14 protein-coding genes are annotated in these 14,823 nt (G+C 63.7%); 4 read left to right on the plus strand and 10 right to left on the minus strand.

Annotation, left to right across the window (positions count from 1 at the left end; translation table 11 throughout):
* Positions 1-178 precede the first annotated feature (178 nt).
* From ACODSZ_RS22580 to ACODSZ_RS22600, 5 genes are all read right to left on the minus strand, one after another.
* Positions 179-523, minus strand: coding sequence for a BON domain-containing protein (locus tag ACODSZ_RS22580; protein ID WP_008333756.1), 345 nt, complete (start codon positions 521-523; stop codon positions 179-181).
* 233 nt (positions 524-756) lie between these two features.
* The gene (locus ACODSZ_RS22585; RefSeq protein ID WP_175344413.1) at positions 757-2,139 is read right to left on the minus strand and encodes a sigma 54-interacting transcriptional regulator; all 1,383 of its coding nucleotides are present in this window, start codon (positions 2,137-2,139) and stop codon (positions 757-759) included.
* Positions 2,140-2,209: 70 nt separating this feature from the next.
* Positions 2,210-2,710, minus strand: a complete 501-nt coding sequence (locus ACODSZ_RS22590) for a hypothetical protein (RefSeq protein ID WP_008333760.1) — start codon at positions 2,708-2,710, stop codon at positions 2,210-2,212.
* Positions 2,700-4,178, minus strand: coding sequence for a HAMP domain-containing sensor histidine kinase (locus ACODSZ_RS22595; RefSeq protein WP_175344414.1), 1,479 nt, complete (start codon positions 4,176-4,178; stop codon positions 2,700-2,702). The genes ACODSZ_RS22590 and ACODSZ_RS22595 overlap by 11 nt, the downstream gene beginning before the upstream one ends.
* 179 nt (positions 4,179-4,357) lie before the next feature.
* Positions 4,358-5,602, minus strand: a complete 1,245-nt coding sequence (locus ACODSZ_RS22600) for a M20/M25/M40 family metallo-hydrolase (protein ID WP_175344415.1) — start codon at positions 5,600-5,602, stop codon at positions 4,358-4,360.
* Positions 5,603-5,752: 150 nt separating this feature from the next.
* Here ACODSZ_RS22600 and ACODSZ_RS22605 point away from each other — a divergent pair, with 150 nt between their 5' ends.
* Both ACODSZ_RS22605 and ACODSZ_RS22610 read left to right on the plus strand, forming a co-directional pair.
* Positions 5,753-7,174: an MFS transporter gene (locus tag ACODSZ_RS22605; protein WP_008333771.1), complete on the plus strand. Its 1,422-nt coding sequence runs from the start codon at positions 5,753-5,755 to the stop codon at positions 7,172-7,174.
* Positions 7,175-7,503: 329 nt separating this feature from the next.
* Positions 7,504-8,745, plus strand: a complete 1,242-nt coding sequence (locus tag ACODSZ_RS22610) for an HD-GYP domain-containing protein (protein ID WP_488928582.1) — start codon at positions 7,504-7,506, stop codon at positions 8,743-8,745.
* Between the two features lie 82 nt (positions 8,746-8,827).
* Here ACODSZ_RS22610 and ACODSZ_RS22615 read toward each other — a convergent pair whose 3' ends face one another.
* A complete protein-coding gene (locus tag ACODSZ_RS22615; protein ID WP_488928583.1) occupies positions 8,828-9,253 on the minus strand; it encodes a BLUF domain-containing protein in 426 nt (141 codons plus the stop codon).
* A 2-nt stretch (positions 9,254-9,255) separates the two neighbouring features.
* Positions 9,256-9,999, minus strand: coding sequence for a GTP cyclohydrolase I (gene folE / locus ACODSZ_RS22620; RefSeq protein WP_175344417.1), 744 nt, complete (start codon positions 9,997-9,999; stop codon positions 9,256-9,258).
* A gap of 449 nt (positions 10,000-10,448) precedes the next feature.
* Here folE and ACODSZ_RS22625 point away from each other — a divergent pair, with 449 nt between their 5' ends.
* The gene (locus ACODSZ_RS22625; RefSeq protein ID WP_034351704.1) at positions 10,449-11,114 is read left to right on the plus strand and encodes a flagellar basal body L-ring protein FlgH; all 666 of its coding nucleotides are present in this window, start codon (positions 10,449-10,451) and stop codon (positions 11,112-11,114) included.
* Positions 11,115-11,259: 145 nt separating this feature from the next.
* Here the strand turns inward: ACODSZ_RS22625 and ACODSZ_RS22630 are convergent, their stop codons facing one another.
* Entirely contained in the window at positions 11,260-11,835 is a 576-nt protein-coding gene (locus ACODSZ_RS22630; RefSeq protein WP_008333792.1) for a hypothetical protein, read from the minus strand.
* Between the two features lie 235 nt (positions 11,836-12,070).
* Between ACODSZ_RS22630 and ACODSZ_RS22635 the strand changes: the two genes are divergently transcribed.
* A complete protein-coding gene (locus ACODSZ_RS22635) occupies positions 12,071-12,514 on the plus strand; it encodes a hypothetical protein (protein ID WP_008333794.1) in 444 nt (147 codons plus the stop codon).
* Between the two features lie 38 nt (positions 12,515-12,552).
* Here ACODSZ_RS22635 and ACODSZ_RS22640 read toward each other — a convergent pair whose 3' ends face one another.
* Both ACODSZ_RS22640 and ACODSZ_RS22645 read right to left on the minus strand, forming a co-directional pair.
* A complete protein-coding gene (locus tag ACODSZ_RS22640) occupies positions 12,553-13,818 on the minus strand; it encodes a D-amino acid dehydrogenase (RefSeq protein WP_488928584.1) in 1,266 nt (421 codons plus the stop codon).
* 78 nt (positions 13,819-13,896) lie between these two features.
* A complete protein-coding gene (locus ACODSZ_RS22645; protein WP_488928585.1) occupies positions 13,897-14,694 on the minus strand; it encodes an SDR family NAD(P)-dependent oxidoreductase in 798 nt (265 codons plus the stop codon).
* Positions 14,695-14,823 lie beyond the last annotated feature (129 nt).

Genomic DNA, 14,823 nt, shown 5'->3' on the forward strand with positions numbered 1-14,823 from the left:
AAGAGCGCTCCACGCGCTTTCACGATCCGCTCAAGGCCCTTTACCGGCGCCGGTTTCCAGCCGATATGAAGAAATGCGAAATCATTCAGTAAAAAGGGCCGCCCTGACGGGCGGCCCTTTTTACCGACCAAAGTGATTCAAATGGTTAGTGAATTTTCTTGCGTACTTACAGGCTCTGTCATCCCGCCTTCACCGTCAATTCGCTCTTGACGTCCCTCACGCCGTCGATCCCGGCGACCAACTGCAAGGCATGCTGCCCCAGTTCGGCGCTGGGGACCGATCCCTTCAGGGTGACCACGCCCTCCTTGGTGATGACCTTGATCTTCATGGAAGAGATCTGCTTGTCCTCAACCAGCGCCGCCTTCACCTTCGCGGTGATGACGGAGTCATCTATATAAGCACCGGCTTTCTGGGCGGAAGGTGCATGGGCGCTACCGGAATCGGCTGCCTGGACTGCGGGCGCGACAGCGGCCATGGTGAGGGTGGCGGCCAGCAATCGTGCTGCAAGTGAGGATGTGTTCATGGCGTTCTCCTTGTTGAACTGAGGTAATCGCGGCATTGCCTTTTACTTCATCTATATAGGCAACTCTGACTGACCACTTCGCAAGGGCCATGCCAAGTCTTCATTTTGACAATGAAATCAATGACTTATCGTAGCGACTCCGGCCCGCCCCGCTACTGATGAGCAGACAAACCCGCGTTTTTCGTCGGCCTGCCGCGACACCAGGCGGCGCGGCCGCGCGCAAGTCCTTGATTTCAAACGACTCCATCCTGTCGCTCCAGCGCGACCGGCTCTTCGCCGCCCCTGAAGCGGCGCGGATCCAGTCCGTTCTTCTGCAGCAGGCGGTAGAACTCGGTGCGGTTGCGATCAGCCAGTCGGGCCGCATCGGAGACGTTGCCATCAGTCAACTTCAGTAGCCGCACCAGATAATCGCGCTCGAACTTCTGCTTGGCCTCGGCATAGCGCAACAGATCCAGGGTCGGCACCCGCAAGGCCCGCTGCACCAGAGAAGCCGGAATCAGCGCTGCAGTCGACAGCGCACAAACCTGCTCGACCACGTTGTAGAGCTGGCGCACATTGCCCGGCCAATGCGCCAGACTCAGCACCTCCAGCGCGTCCGGCGCAAAACCGGTCAGCCGCTTGGGGTACCGGGCAGCGATGGTCTTGAGGAAATGATTGGCCAGCAAGGGGATATCCTCGCGTCGCTCCTCCAGCGGCGGCAGGCTGAGGGTGACCACATTGAGCCGATAGTACAGATCGGCGCGGAACTGCCGCTGGTTCATGGCCAGGTCCAGATCGCGGTGCGTCGCCGAGATCACCCGCACATCCACTGCGGTGGCCTCGTTGGCGCCGACCTGCCGAACGGTCTTTTCCTGCAGTACCCGCAACAGCTTGACCTGAAGGGCCAGTGGCATATCGCCGATTTCGTCGAGAAACAGGGTGCCGCCATCAGCGGCCTGGAACAAACCTTCACGATGCTCCACAGCCCCCGTAAATGCGCCCTTCACGTGGCCGAACAACTCGGACTCCAGCAACTGTTCCGGAATGGCCCCGCAATTGACGGCGATGAACGGTTTGTCAGCGCGCGGACTGGCGCGATGGATGGCGCGGGCCAGCAATTCCTTGCCCGTCCCGCTATCGCCTCGAATGAGGATGCTGGCATCAGAGGCCGCCACCAGCCGCGCCTCGGCCAGCAACTCGTCGATGCGCTGGCTGCGGCTGATGATATCGGCGCGCCAGACTTCGTCCGGTGCGTCTTGGGCCGGGGCGGACAGGCTCAGGGCCTGCGCCACCTTGTCCAGCAGGACATGACCGTCAAAGGGCTTGGTGAGATAGGCGAACGCGCCCTTGGTCGTGGCCTCGACGGCATCGGGGATGGTCCCATGCGCAGTCAGCAGGATCACCGGCAAGGCGGGATACCGGCTGCGGATCTCGGCAAACAGGGCCAGTCCATCCATGCCGGGCAGCCGCACATCGGTGACTACCAGCGCCGGCAGCGCAATGGCCAGCTGGGCCAGGGCGGCCTCGGCGCTTTCCACGGCCAGGATACGGTAGCCGCTGGCGTTCAGGCGCAGCGTCAACAGGCGCAGCAGGTCGGGATCATCGTCGACCAGCATCAGGGGGGCAGTCTTTCCCATCGGGACTCCAGTTCCAGTAAAGGGAACGGCCCCGACGGGATGGCGGCGTCCCGGTCCTCAGGGACTCAGGTCACTTGCCGCCAGCCGGCAGGGTCCGTTCGATGTTCTTGAGCGCTTCCAGCTTGTCGTTGAGCTGATCGACCTTGCGCTGCGCTTCCTTCAGTTGTACCGAAGACTTCTCGGCAACGTCGGCCACGCGGCGCAGGTCGGAATAATGACCAACCAGCAACTGCACCAAAGGCTTGAGCTTCTCCGCTTCGACGCTGCGATCGGCCATGACGTTCCATAGCTGCGCTTCGGCCTTGGCCAGATCGATGGCATCGCGGGTCAGCGACAGCGCCATGGCGCGGCGCACGTTGGTCGCCGGGCCGGCCGGATAGGTGTTGAGACGCTGCAACTCACGCGCCAGTTCAGCCGGTGTCATCTTGCGCAGCTGGGCGTTGTAGGCCAGCAGCTCGTCGATGTTGCTGCTGGAATGAATCATTTGCACGGTGGAAGTCGGGGCCAACTGCTGCCCCGCACATGCAGCCAGCAGGACGGAGCAGGCCAGGATCAGGATTTTATTTTTCATCAGGCAACTCGATTCGGAAATGGGCCCCACCCTCGCGCGGGACCAGATACACCTTGCCACTATGCGCCTGCACGTACTCACGCACCACGGATAGACCGATGCCATTGCCGCGACGGGCACCGGTGGGCTGGTGCAGGCCCTGGTAGAACGGTTCGAAGATGCGCGCCGCATCGGTGGGCGCCACACCGGGCCCCTGGTCCAGGCATTCCACCCGCACCATGCCCGGCAGCTCGGTCAGCAGGAAACGGATGAAACCACCCTGCGGGCTGAAGCGCACGGCATTGGAGAGCAGGTTGGCCAGTACGATGGCCATCTTCTCGGGATCGACCACCACGGTGCGGGCGGCCCCCTCGATTTCCACCTTCAGCTGGCGCGCCAGCCATTGCAGCCGCTGGTCATCGATCACCTTGTGCAACAGCGCGCGCAAGTCCACCGGTACCGGATGGATGCGCTGGGCATCGAAGGAAACTTCGTTATAGCGCAGCAGGTCCTCGATCTGGGTCTGCAGCGACTGGGTATTCTGGCGCAGGATGCGGGCGATCTCGCGCTGGTTGTCGGTGAGCTGTCCGGCCACGCCATCGTCGAGCAGAGCCGCACCTTCGCAGAGGGCGGCCAGCGGCGTCTTCAGCTCATGGGAGACGTGCCGCAGGAAGCGCGATTTCTCGGCCTCCAGGTCGGCCAGGCGCTGGCGCAACCAGTCCAGTTGCTGGCCCAGACGACGAATGTCAGCGGGGCCGCGCACGTCGATGGGCTGGTCGAAGCGATTGTCGCCCAGGCGGCCGATGGCCTGCTCCAGCCGCGCCATCGGCCGCGAGAGCCACAATCCGAAGCAGAAGGCCAGCAGGACGGCCAGCACGATGGCCCCCACCACCTGAATGGTGAGCAGCTGACGTTGCTGTTCCAGCGCGGCCGACAGCGCATTGTTGCGGCGATCCACCTCGCGCCGGCTCTCCAGCGCGATGCGTTCATTGAGCGCGGGCAGGCGGGCAAAGTCCTGGAACAGCTTGGCCTGCTCGTCCTTGTCCTTGCGCGAATCGGCCTCCAGCACGCCGGCGGCCTCGTCCACGGACAGCCCCCACTGGCTGAACAGCTCGCGCGGCGCCATCGGCAGCGAATCCGACAATTCCCCCAGCGCCTGCCGCGCCTGCTCGCGCGCCTCGTTGAAGCGGTCACGGAAGGCGGGGTCATCCAGCACCAGATACTGGCGCGCGCTGCGCTCCATGGCCACGGTCCGCTCGGCCAGGCGTTGCGCCGATTCGGTCAGCTGCACGGCCTGGCGCGCGGTCTCGCGGCTGTTGGCCGACATGCGGTCCAGCGTGAAGAGGGCGTGGATGGAGGCGCCGCTGAGCAGCGCGGCGATCAGCAGGAAGGCCGCCAGCAGCAACTGCCGGAACGACAGTCCCAGGTAGCCGGGCTTGCGGCCGGCTGGCGACTGGGGCGAATGAGTGTGCTCGATGGCGTTGAACATGCGATTGATCTCGGTCCCACAAGACTTGCCTGGTTATCCGGGGGCTCAGCCCTCCGGCCCGGAACATGCCGACGGGCAATGTCGGCCACGCTGTTGCGGGCACACATTGTAATCATTTGTCGGCCCGCCTGCGATGCGGCGGCGTTTCCTGATGGCAATCCCCAGGCCCGATACCGGTGTCAGTCCTGCGGGCCGAGGAAATCCAGCAGCATCAGTGCCACCACCTTGGTGGCCTTCCTGAGGTCTTCCAGAGCCAGGTTCTCGTCGGCCTGCTTGGCGTTGGATTCCATGAGCGTACGCGGTCCGGCACCGAACAGCACCACCGGAATGCCGGCTTCGCCATACAGGCGGGCATCAGTGTAGAGCGCCGAACCATTGGTGGTGAGCGTCTCGCCCATGACCTGCTCGGCATTGCGCAGCAGGCTCTCCACCAGCTTCTCGTGACCGGGCAGCGGACGCAATGCACGCGCCAGCAGCAGGCGGCGAATCTCCACGCGAATGCCCGGCAGGCCCGCCACTGCATCGTCGATCAGCTTGCGCACACCGGCTTCGACCTGTGCCGGGTCTTCCTCGGGAATCATGCGGCGGTCCATCTTCAGCACCACCTTGCCCGGCACCACGTTGGTATTGGTGCCGCCATCGATGCGACCGACGATCATGGTCGGATGGCTGATGCCGGGGATGGACGAGCGGATCTCCTTCAAGCCCGGCAGTGCGCCGTAGATGGCATTGAGAATGGCGTTGGCCGCCTGCAGGGCATCATGGCCGGTCTCGGGCATGGAGCCGTGGGTGGCCCGACCATGCACGGTCACCTCGAACTGCAGGCAGGCATTGTGCGCGGTCACCACGTTGTAGCTGAAGCCGGCCGCCAGCACGTAATCCGGACGGGTCAGCTGCTGTTCCAGCAGCCAGCCCGGGCCGAGCACGCCGCCGAATTCCTCGTCATAGGTGAAGTGCAGCTCGACCGCGCCGCGCAGTGCAGCACCCAGCGACTCCAGCGCACGGGTGGCGAAGAGGTAGCTGGCGAAGTCGCTCTTGGAGACGGCCGCGGCACGGCCATAGATGCGGCCATCGGCCACCTCGCCGCCATAGGGATCGTGGGTCCAGCCTTCGCCCGGCGGCACCACGTCGCCGTGGGCATTCAAGGCCAGGGTCGGACCACCGTCGCCATAGGGACGGCGCACGATCAGGTTGGTGATGCTCTGCATGCCGTAGTCACGCACCTGCTCGGCCGGCACCGCATGCTTCTCGGCCTGCCAGCCCCAGGTCTGGACCAACGCGGCCACCGCATCGGCGTGGGGAGCATTGTTGCCGGGCGGCGTGTCCGTGGGAATGCGGATGAGTTGCTGGAGTACGCCGACTTCTTCCTCGAAATGCTGATCGATCCATGCGCACAGGCGCTCCGACAACTGCTGTTTGGACATGCTTGCCACTCCGTGATCAAAAACCGCCAGCCACGCCGGCGCAAACCGCCATCATAGCGCAGCCGCCCGGCGCGTGGCCGCCTCCTGCGTACTCGCACGTTCCCCGCTATCATTGACCGCCCTGTCTCAACGCCAGAACCCAACGAACCCATGCCCTCACAACCCTCCGCCTCCGGCGCTCCTGCTCCTCACATCGTCATCGCCGGCGAGGGCTTGCCTCCCGAGCAGCGCGGCCGCGCCATCCTGGCGCTGGGCATCGCGGTGGGCCTGGCCACACTCGATACCGCCATCGCCAACACCGCCCTGCCCGCCATGGCGATGGACCTCAACACCACACCGGCGGCCTCGGTCTGGATCGTCACCGCCTATCAACTGGCGATGATGGTGGCCCTGCTGCCGCTGGCGGCGCTGGGAGAGATCATCGGCTATCGCCGCATCTATGTCTGGGGACTGGTGCTCTTCACGGCCGCTTCGCTGCTGTGCGCCGTGGCCTGGTCACTGCCCACGCTGGTGATGGCGCGCTTCCTGCAGGGACTGGGCGGGGCCGGCATCATGAGCGTCAATACCGCGCTGATCCGCTTCATCTATCCCACCCGCTCGCTGGGGCGCGGCGTGGGACTCAATACCCTCATCGTGGCCATCGCCTTCACGGTCGGTCCCTCGGTGGCCTCCGGCATCCTCGCCATCGCCCCCTGGCCATGGCTGTTTGCGGTCAACGTACCGCTGGGCGTAGCGGCCGTGATCCTGGCCCTGCCCTCGTTGCCGCATACCGCGCTGTCCTCGCACGCCTTCGACCTGCGCAGCGCCGTGCTCAACGCAGCCGCCTTCGGCCTGCTGATCCTGGCCATCGGCGAGGGTGCGCATCGGGCCCAGGCCAGCGTGGTGGGGCTGGAGCTGGCTGCTGCCATCCTCTGCGGACTGTTCCTGCTGCGACGCGAACTGTCGCATCCGGCGCCGATGCTGCCGGTGGACCTGTTCCGTCATCCCATGTTCACGCTTTCGGCCATTACCGCCGTATGCTCCTTTGCGGCGCAGGGCCTGGCCTTCGTCTCGCTGCCCTTCTTCTTCCACCATGACCTGGGCCGCAGCCAGGTCGAGATCGGCCTGCTCATGACACCCTGGCCGGTAGCCGTGGCCATCATGGCGCCGATTGCAGGACGCCTGTCGGACCGCTATCCGGTCGGCATCCTGGGCGGCGTCGGCCTGGCGCTCCTGTGCGCTGGACTGCTGACGATGACCTTCATGCCGGCGGCACCCAGCGTCTGGGAGATCAGCTGGCGCATGCTGCTCTGCGGCATGGGATTCGGGTTCTTCCAGTCGCCCAATCTCAAGGCGCTCATGACCAGCGCCCCGCCCCATCGCAGCGGCGGTGCCTCCGGCATCGTGGCCACGGCGCGCCTGCTGGGCCAGAGCGTGGGCGCGGCGCTGGTAGCGCTGTGTTTCAACCTGTCGGAAACCCAGGGCTCGCGCCTGGCCCTCGGTTTCGGTGCCGCCTTTGCCGGGGTGGCCTGCATCGCCAGCTTCCTGCGTTTGCTCACCAGCAACCCTTACGCTGCTCCGCTGAAAAAATAAGTTTTTCTCAGTATTGCCCATCGCCACCACCGCCCGAATTCTCGCGCGGTGGCTGTCTTTCGTGGGGTTTCGTCAGTTTTTTTGACATCTCCATTCCAAACATTTTCCCCGCATAAACTTTACACAAGATCCCCGCTAAATTTCCTCGCCAGGCAGCGCCCGAACAGCCTAAAGCCAAAGCCATTCTGTTACGATAAACCCGACAGCTCATCCATCATTACCGACTGTCACCATGAAGCCAGCCACAGAAGAACAGGCGTCCATTTCATCAGGGAAATCGAACCGCGTTCAGCACGGTAACCAGCAGCAGGCCAAGACCTGAATTCGATATGTTGAAATCCATCGCCATAGAACAATTGCGCCTGGGCATGTATGTCCACTCCATCCCCGGCGGATGGATCAATCACCCTTTCTGGCGCAAATCCTTCAAGATCGATACGCTGGAAGACCTGCAGACGCTGCGCGACTGCCCGGTCGACGAAGTCACCATCGATACCGCCAAGGGCCGTGACATCGCGCCCGAACATGATCACGACGATCAGGCCGCCGCCGACGACGACCAGCCCCAACCGTCGGCCGAGATCGTCATCGCCCATCAGGGCGCCAGCGCCACCGTGGCCGTGCGCCGGCCGGCCACGCGCACCGAGACGGCGGTGGAACGCGAACGCGCGGTCCGCATCATCTCTTCCTCCAAGTCCACCGTGCTCCACATGTTTTCCGAAGCGCGCATGGGCAGGACGGTGGACGTCAAGGACGCCGCCGAACTGGTGACCGAAATCACCTCGTCGGTCTCCCGCAATGCCGATGCCCTGATCAGCCTGGCGCGTCTGAAGACCACCGATGACTACACCTACATGCACTCAGTGGCGGTATGCGCGATGATGATCTCGCTGGCCAACCAGCTGGGCATGACCCCGGAACAGACCAGGCAGGCCGGCATGGCGGGGCTGCTGCATGACGTGGGCAAGATGGCCGTGCCACTGGACATCCTCAACAAACCGGCCAAGCTGACCGAAGAGGAATTCGCCTCGGTGCGCTCGCACACCGTGCAGGGTCACGGCATCCTCCAGCAGATCGAAGGGATCGGGGAGGCGGCGCTGGACGTCTCGCTGCATCATCACGAGAAGATCGATGGCACCGGCTATCCCTTCAACCTCAAGTCCGACAGCATTTCCATCATGGCCAAGATGGGTGCGGTATGCGATGTCTATGACGCCATCACCTCCAACCGTCCCTACAAGGCCGGCTGGGATCCGGCCCGCTCGATCCGCCACATGGCTGCCAGCGCCGGGCATTTCGATCCGATCACGATGGAAGCCTTCGTCAAGGCCATCGGCATCTACCCGACCGGCTCCTGCGTGATCCTGCAATCGGGGCGCCTGGGCGTGGTGGTGGACCAGCGTCCGGACCAGCTGCTCACGCCGCGCATCAAACTGTTCTACTCGACCACCAGCCGCATGCCTCTCCAGCCGGAAATCATCGACCTGGCGCGCGGCGGCGACAAGATCGTGGCCTATGCCGATCCGGCCAAGTGGGGCATCCGCAGCCTGCCCAGCATCGACCTGAACTGAGCGGTACTGCAGCCGCAAGAATGGAAAACGGCGCCTTGGGCGCCGTTTTCATCTGCTCCGCATCAATCGCAGTCAGTCGCACTCAATCGCGCTGCGCGAACGCCGCCGTCGACGCCAGCTCATTCAACAACGCCACCGTAGAACAGCTGGAGACGTCATAGGGATTGAGTTCGCCCGTGGCCGAATATTTCAGCAACAGCGAGCGGTTGATCTTGTCCAGCCGGATCTTGCCCATGGTCCAGGACGAGTACTGGCGTTCATCGATGGATTCATAGGCCAGCAGGATCACATCCTGGTGGCGATCATCACGCAGCAGTCGGCCATAGAGGCGATTGACCTGATCACGCCCGCCTTCGAGCACCTGCACGAAAATGGTATCGCTGTAGCACAGCACGCCGGTGATGCCCTGCTGCGGATTGCGCTGACGCGAGGCCGCGAGAACGCCCTCGATGGTCTCGTGGGTGATGGTCTGGCGAGCACGGCTTGCATAGATCAGACGAACCAGCATGATTAACCTCGTTGACGTTGGGAAATCAGCGCCAGGAATTCGCGGCGCAGGTTGGCGTCGCGCAGGAAGGATCCCCGCATGACGCTGTTGATCATCTTCGACTCCACATCCTTGACGCCGCGCCAGTGCATGCAGAAGTGATCGGCTTCCATGACGATGGCCAGGCCATCGGGCTGCAACTTCTGCATGAGCAGGTCGGCGGCCTGGGAGACGGCTTCTTCCTGGATCTGCGGACGGCTCATGATCCACTCCAGCAGGCGCGCATACTTGGACAGGCCGATGAGGTTGGAATGTTCATTGGGCATCACCCCCACCCATACCTTGCCCATGATCGGGCACAGGTGGTGCGAGCAGGCGCTGCGTACCGTGATGGGACCGACGATCATCAGCTCGTTCAGGCGCTCGATGTTGGGAAACTCGGTCACCGGGGGCGGTGCCTGGTAACGGCCCTTGAAGACTTCGTTCAAGTACATCTTGGCCACGCGCTTGGCAGTATCCTGGGTGTTGTGATCGCTTTCGACATCGATCACCAGGCTCTCCAGCACCGCCGCCAGCTTGGACTGCACCTCAGCCTGCAATTGCTCCAGTTCGCCTTCCCTGATGAAGGCCGCGATATTGTCGTTGGCGTGGAAACGCACGCCGGCCGCCTTGATACGCTGGCGGATGCGGGCCGATACCAGCTGGTCATGCACGCTGGGTGCTGCCGTCTCGGTGCCGGTGGCGGCCTGGTTCTTGTCTGTTGCCATGATGGAGGGCGAGCACGCCGAACGTGATCGCTGAGTTGGGGGTGGCGCCATTATGCACGGAAAAACGTCGACGCATTGAGGGCAAACCAGCGTCAAGTCCGCGTCATGACATCGGCTGCATCGCCCTGCTGGCGCGCCGTCCAAGGTGCAGGCCCCATTCATGTCGCATTAATGCTTGATCGATGAAGCATTAAACCTGGCTTAATGCCGCCGATCGCGCCGCCGATGGTGCCGCAGATCGTGCAGCGGACTCTGAGGCACACCCCGGCGGCGCTGAGGCTTAACGACCATTGATGATTGTTTGCCGCACTTTACACCGGCCTAACCGCTGCTTACGTCCACAGCCACCATCATCCCTGCACGCGCCGCACGCACGTGTTACTGCATCTGGCAACAGCAGGCGGCGACGTGTGCCGGGCATCCAGCCTGGCCGCCATCGGGGGATCACCATGACATTCCAGTATCGCCTTGCCGGTGCCTGCGCACTGGCCGTCTCGCTATCGGCCTGCAACAGTCCGGCACCCATGGTGACCGGGCCCACCAGCGTGCGACCGGCCTATCAGGTGGCCAACGTGGAAAACAACGGCGCCATCTTCCGGGTTTCCAGCGCCCAGCTCTTCGAGGAGCCGACCACCTACAACGTGGGCGACATCATCAAGATCGACATCTCCGAATCCATCAGCAGCAGCAACAAGGCCGCCACCAGCAACAGCCGCGACAGTTCGCTCACGCAAAAGGGCCCGGGCTCGGGTGCACCGCTGGGCGGCCTGTTCACGCAGCTCTACGACGCCAACTATTCGGCCAGCGGCAGCAATACCTTCAAGGGATCCGGTGACAGCAGCAATACCAACACCATGAGCGGGACGCTGATGGTCTCCATCGTCGAGGTCCTGCCCAACCGCAACCTGGTGGTGGCCGGTGAAAAGCGCATCGGCGTCAATGGCAACGTCAATACGCTGCGCTTCTCCGGCGTAGTGCGCACGCGCGACATCCGTGGCGGCATCGTGGCCTCGGCCAACGTGGCCGACGCGCGGCTGGAACAGGTCGGCGGCGGCTCGGTGGCCGACGCCAGCACCGATGGCAACTTCTTCCGCCGCCTGCTGACCATCTGGTGATCAGGCTGTCCCTGCCGCAGAGGATGCGGCAGGGACAAACGAAAAACGACAAAACGAAAAAACGGCAAGCGCGCAGCTTGCCGTTTTTCATTGCGCCGATCACCGCGCACACCGCGTCGAGCGCGGCAAAGCATGTGCGATACCGTCAGAATCCGTTGGCCGCACTGCGCATGTTGTCCGGCGAATTGTCCGCCACCTGCGGATTGCCGGGGAACAGCGCATCGATCAGTGGCGCCAGCTTGTCACCGGCGCTGGCCCACTTGTCCTGACCGAAGGAGCCCAGCCGGTACTGCGCCGTGCCCAGCACGCGTCCCTCGCGACGCAGGGTCAGCGCAGCATAGGTGAGATAGGGGGTATAGGCATCGGTGAAGACCTTGGTATCCCATTTGACGTAACCCACATAGCTCAAGGTCACCGGGCAGTTCAGTGCCTGGGTGCCGGCATCGTAGACGCGGCTTTGTACGCCGTGCTTTTGCAGTTCGCCCTGCAGACCGGGGACGAAGTCGCTCAGGGCCACCGAACCATTCCACTCGATGCAGACTTCATGGATCGGGTCCTTGCTGTAGACGATGGGATTCTGGACCGAGTTGGGCGTCATCGCCCGCACGCTGGAGGCGGTGGAACCAACCAGTCCCACGGCATCGACCAGGGCATTGCCGGACGTGACGATGCAGCCCGACAGCGATGAAGCCAGCAAGGTGGCAATGATGATGGTGCGCATGATGCTCTCCCCGAGCGCAATCCTCTGGCAGGGTCCCCGCATGTCGCGAGGGGCAGGGATTACAGGCTGCCCATCATAGCGGCGCATATTGTCGCCACATGGCCGTTTTACCTTGATTTACGCTGACCCTGTACACGCTTAACAGCCGCGTACGTGACGCCAGGGCACATCATGGCGAGGCCTTGCGCAGTGCTGGCACAATAGGCGCCTGTGTCGATTTTCCAAGGAGACTTCCATGCCCTCACTGCTCGCCCGTTCCCTGCTGGCCTCGCTGGCGATGGCTGGCATGCTGCATGCCGCCCGCGCCGATACCCTCAAGTCCGACAGCGAAGTACGCGCCCTGGCCGACAAGGTCATGGCCCAGGCCGGTGCCGGCCGCACCGATGATGCCTACGGCCTGCTCTCGCCTTATGCCTTGGTGGATATCCGCGCCTTCGAGACTGCGCGCACCAACGCGCGCAGCGCGCGCTCGGCCATCGAGGCGCTGGTCGGCAATTCGGTCGGCTATGAATTCATCCGCTCCGAGAAAGTGGGCCAGTCACTGATGAAGCTCACCTATATCGAAAAAACCGAACGCCAGCCCATCCCGTGGATGTTCATCTTCTACCACACGCCTGGTGGCTGGGCATTGAGCAGCTTCAGCAATGGCGCCAACGTGGATGCGCTGTTTGATCACTAGGGCCTGTTCGCATTAAATCTGCGCGATGCGTTCCAGGTTCAGAACGCGCGCTGCGGCTCCAGATCGCCACTCTCGATGGCGCTGGCCACGCCCGAGATCTTGTCGGCGATGATGGCCGACGAGCCGCAGGCCGTGGTCCAGCCATTGGAACCATGCCCGGCGTTGAGCCACAGATTGGCATAGCGGGTGGCACCGATGAGCGGTGCGCCATCCGGTGTCATCGGCCGCAGCCCGGCCCAGTACTCCACCTTGGCCAGATCGGCCCCCTGTGGATAAAGATTCTTCAGCGACTTCAGGGCAGTGGCGCAGTCCCGCGGCGTGACGCGCGTATCCCAGCTGCCGATCTCGGCCGTGCCTGCCGCACGGATATGCTGCCCCATGCGCGTGATGGCGACCTTGTAGTACTCGTCCATGACGCCACTGCGCGGCGCGCTCGCAGGATCGGCCACCGGTACCGTGATGGCATAGCCCTTGACCGGGTAGATCGGCAGATCCAGCCCCAAGGGTTTCAACATCGGTACCGATGCGCTGGCGCAGGCGACGACGTAGGCATCGGCGCGCAGCGTGCCGGTGCGGGTACGCAGCCCGCTGACCCGCGCACCGGCCACCTCGATGGCCTGCACCTCTGTGGACAAGTGAAACTCCACCCCATGCGCCTGCAGCCATCCTGCCAGGGCGCGCGCAAACAGCGGGCAATTGCCGGTCTCATCGAGCGGCAAGAGCAGCCCGCCCTTCAATTCCTGTCGGGCCGCATGCAAGCCCGGATCGAAAGCCACGCAACCCTCGGCATCCAGCAATTCGAAGGGCACCCCGGCTTCGGCCAATACCTTGGTCGACAGCCCGGCATTGTCCAGCCCTTCCTGGGTGCGGAACAGTTGCAGGTTGCCGCCGCTGGTCTGCTCGTAGCGGATATCCAGACGCTCGCGTATCTGCTTCAACTGGCTGTGACTGTAGCGCGCCAGCCGCCCCATGCGCGCCTTGTTGACGGCATAGCGCTCGGGCGTGCATTGCGCCAGAAAAGTCTTGAGCCATTTCCACTGATGCGCATCCAGACGGGGCGTAAAGCGCAAGGCCGCTTCGATGCCCAGCCAGCTCTGCACCGACCACTTCAGCGACTTGGCCGGCATGCCCGGCGCCGCCCACGGGGTGGCGTAGGAGGGACAGACGTGGCCGGCATTGCCGACGCTGGTCTCGGCGGCCACCTCGGCGCGGCGTTCCACCACGACGACCTCGTGGCCGCGCTCGCGGAGGAAATAAGCAGTGGTGACGCCGACGATGCCGGCGCCCAGCACGATGATGCGCATGGTGTCAGTTCAACTTCCGGAAATGATCAATGAATATAAATAGACTAAACAATATAAATAATTTAAATCTTCTTGTCGCTACAGCGTCAGTCCGCCATCCACATGCCACACCTGGCCGGTGACATAGGACGCCGCCGGGCTGAGGAGGAAGGCGATCACGTTGGCGATCTCCTGCGGCTGTCCCAGGCGCTGCAAGGGGATGCGCGCCAGCGCCGCCTCCCAGGCGGCCGGATCGATGGCCGACTTGGCCGGGTCGCTCTTCTGAACGTAACCGGGCGCCACCGCGTTGACCGTCACGCCCGCCGCTGCCACCTGCACGGCCAGCGACCTGACCAGCGCCTCGATGCCGGCCTTGGCCGCCGCCGAAGCCGGAAAGCCCGATTCGCCAAGACGAAACACATGCGCCACGAAGGAACTCACCGCCACCACGCGGCCCTGTGGGCTGGCCTGCAAGGGTTCCCGGCACGCCGTCACCAGACGGAAGAAGCCGCCCGGGAGCGCCTCCATGGAACGCGACCAATCGGCCTCATCCAGTTCACCGATACGCTTGCGATCGGCAAAGCCGGCATTGGCGACCAGCGCATCGAGCCGTCCGTAGTGCGCCAGCGCCGCGTCACGCAAGTGCGCAGCGGTCTGTGGCTCGGCCAGGTCGCCCAGCGCCAGCGTGCAGTCGGCTCCCTGCGCACGGCACTGCTGCGCCACCGCCTGCAACTCCGGCGATGCGCTGCGGGCATGCAGGACCAGGGCGACATCGGGGGACGCGACCGTCGTGGCCACCGCCGCACCGATGCCGCGCGCGGCGCCGGTGATGAGGATGACACGCTCAGAAGGGGGGGAACTGGCAGCAGGAATGGAAGAAAAAGGGGACGGGTTCATGATCCAAAAGGTGAAACAGCGCGTTCCCGCTGACCGGGAATTTGGCATAACACTTCATTTACGCAATCCCGCCATTAGAACCCATTTCATAAATAGGCGTGAGATGCGTTCTGTCCAGAAAGGGCGCTG

The sequence above is a fragment of the Herbaspirillum sp. FG34 genome, from assembly GCF_057809315.1.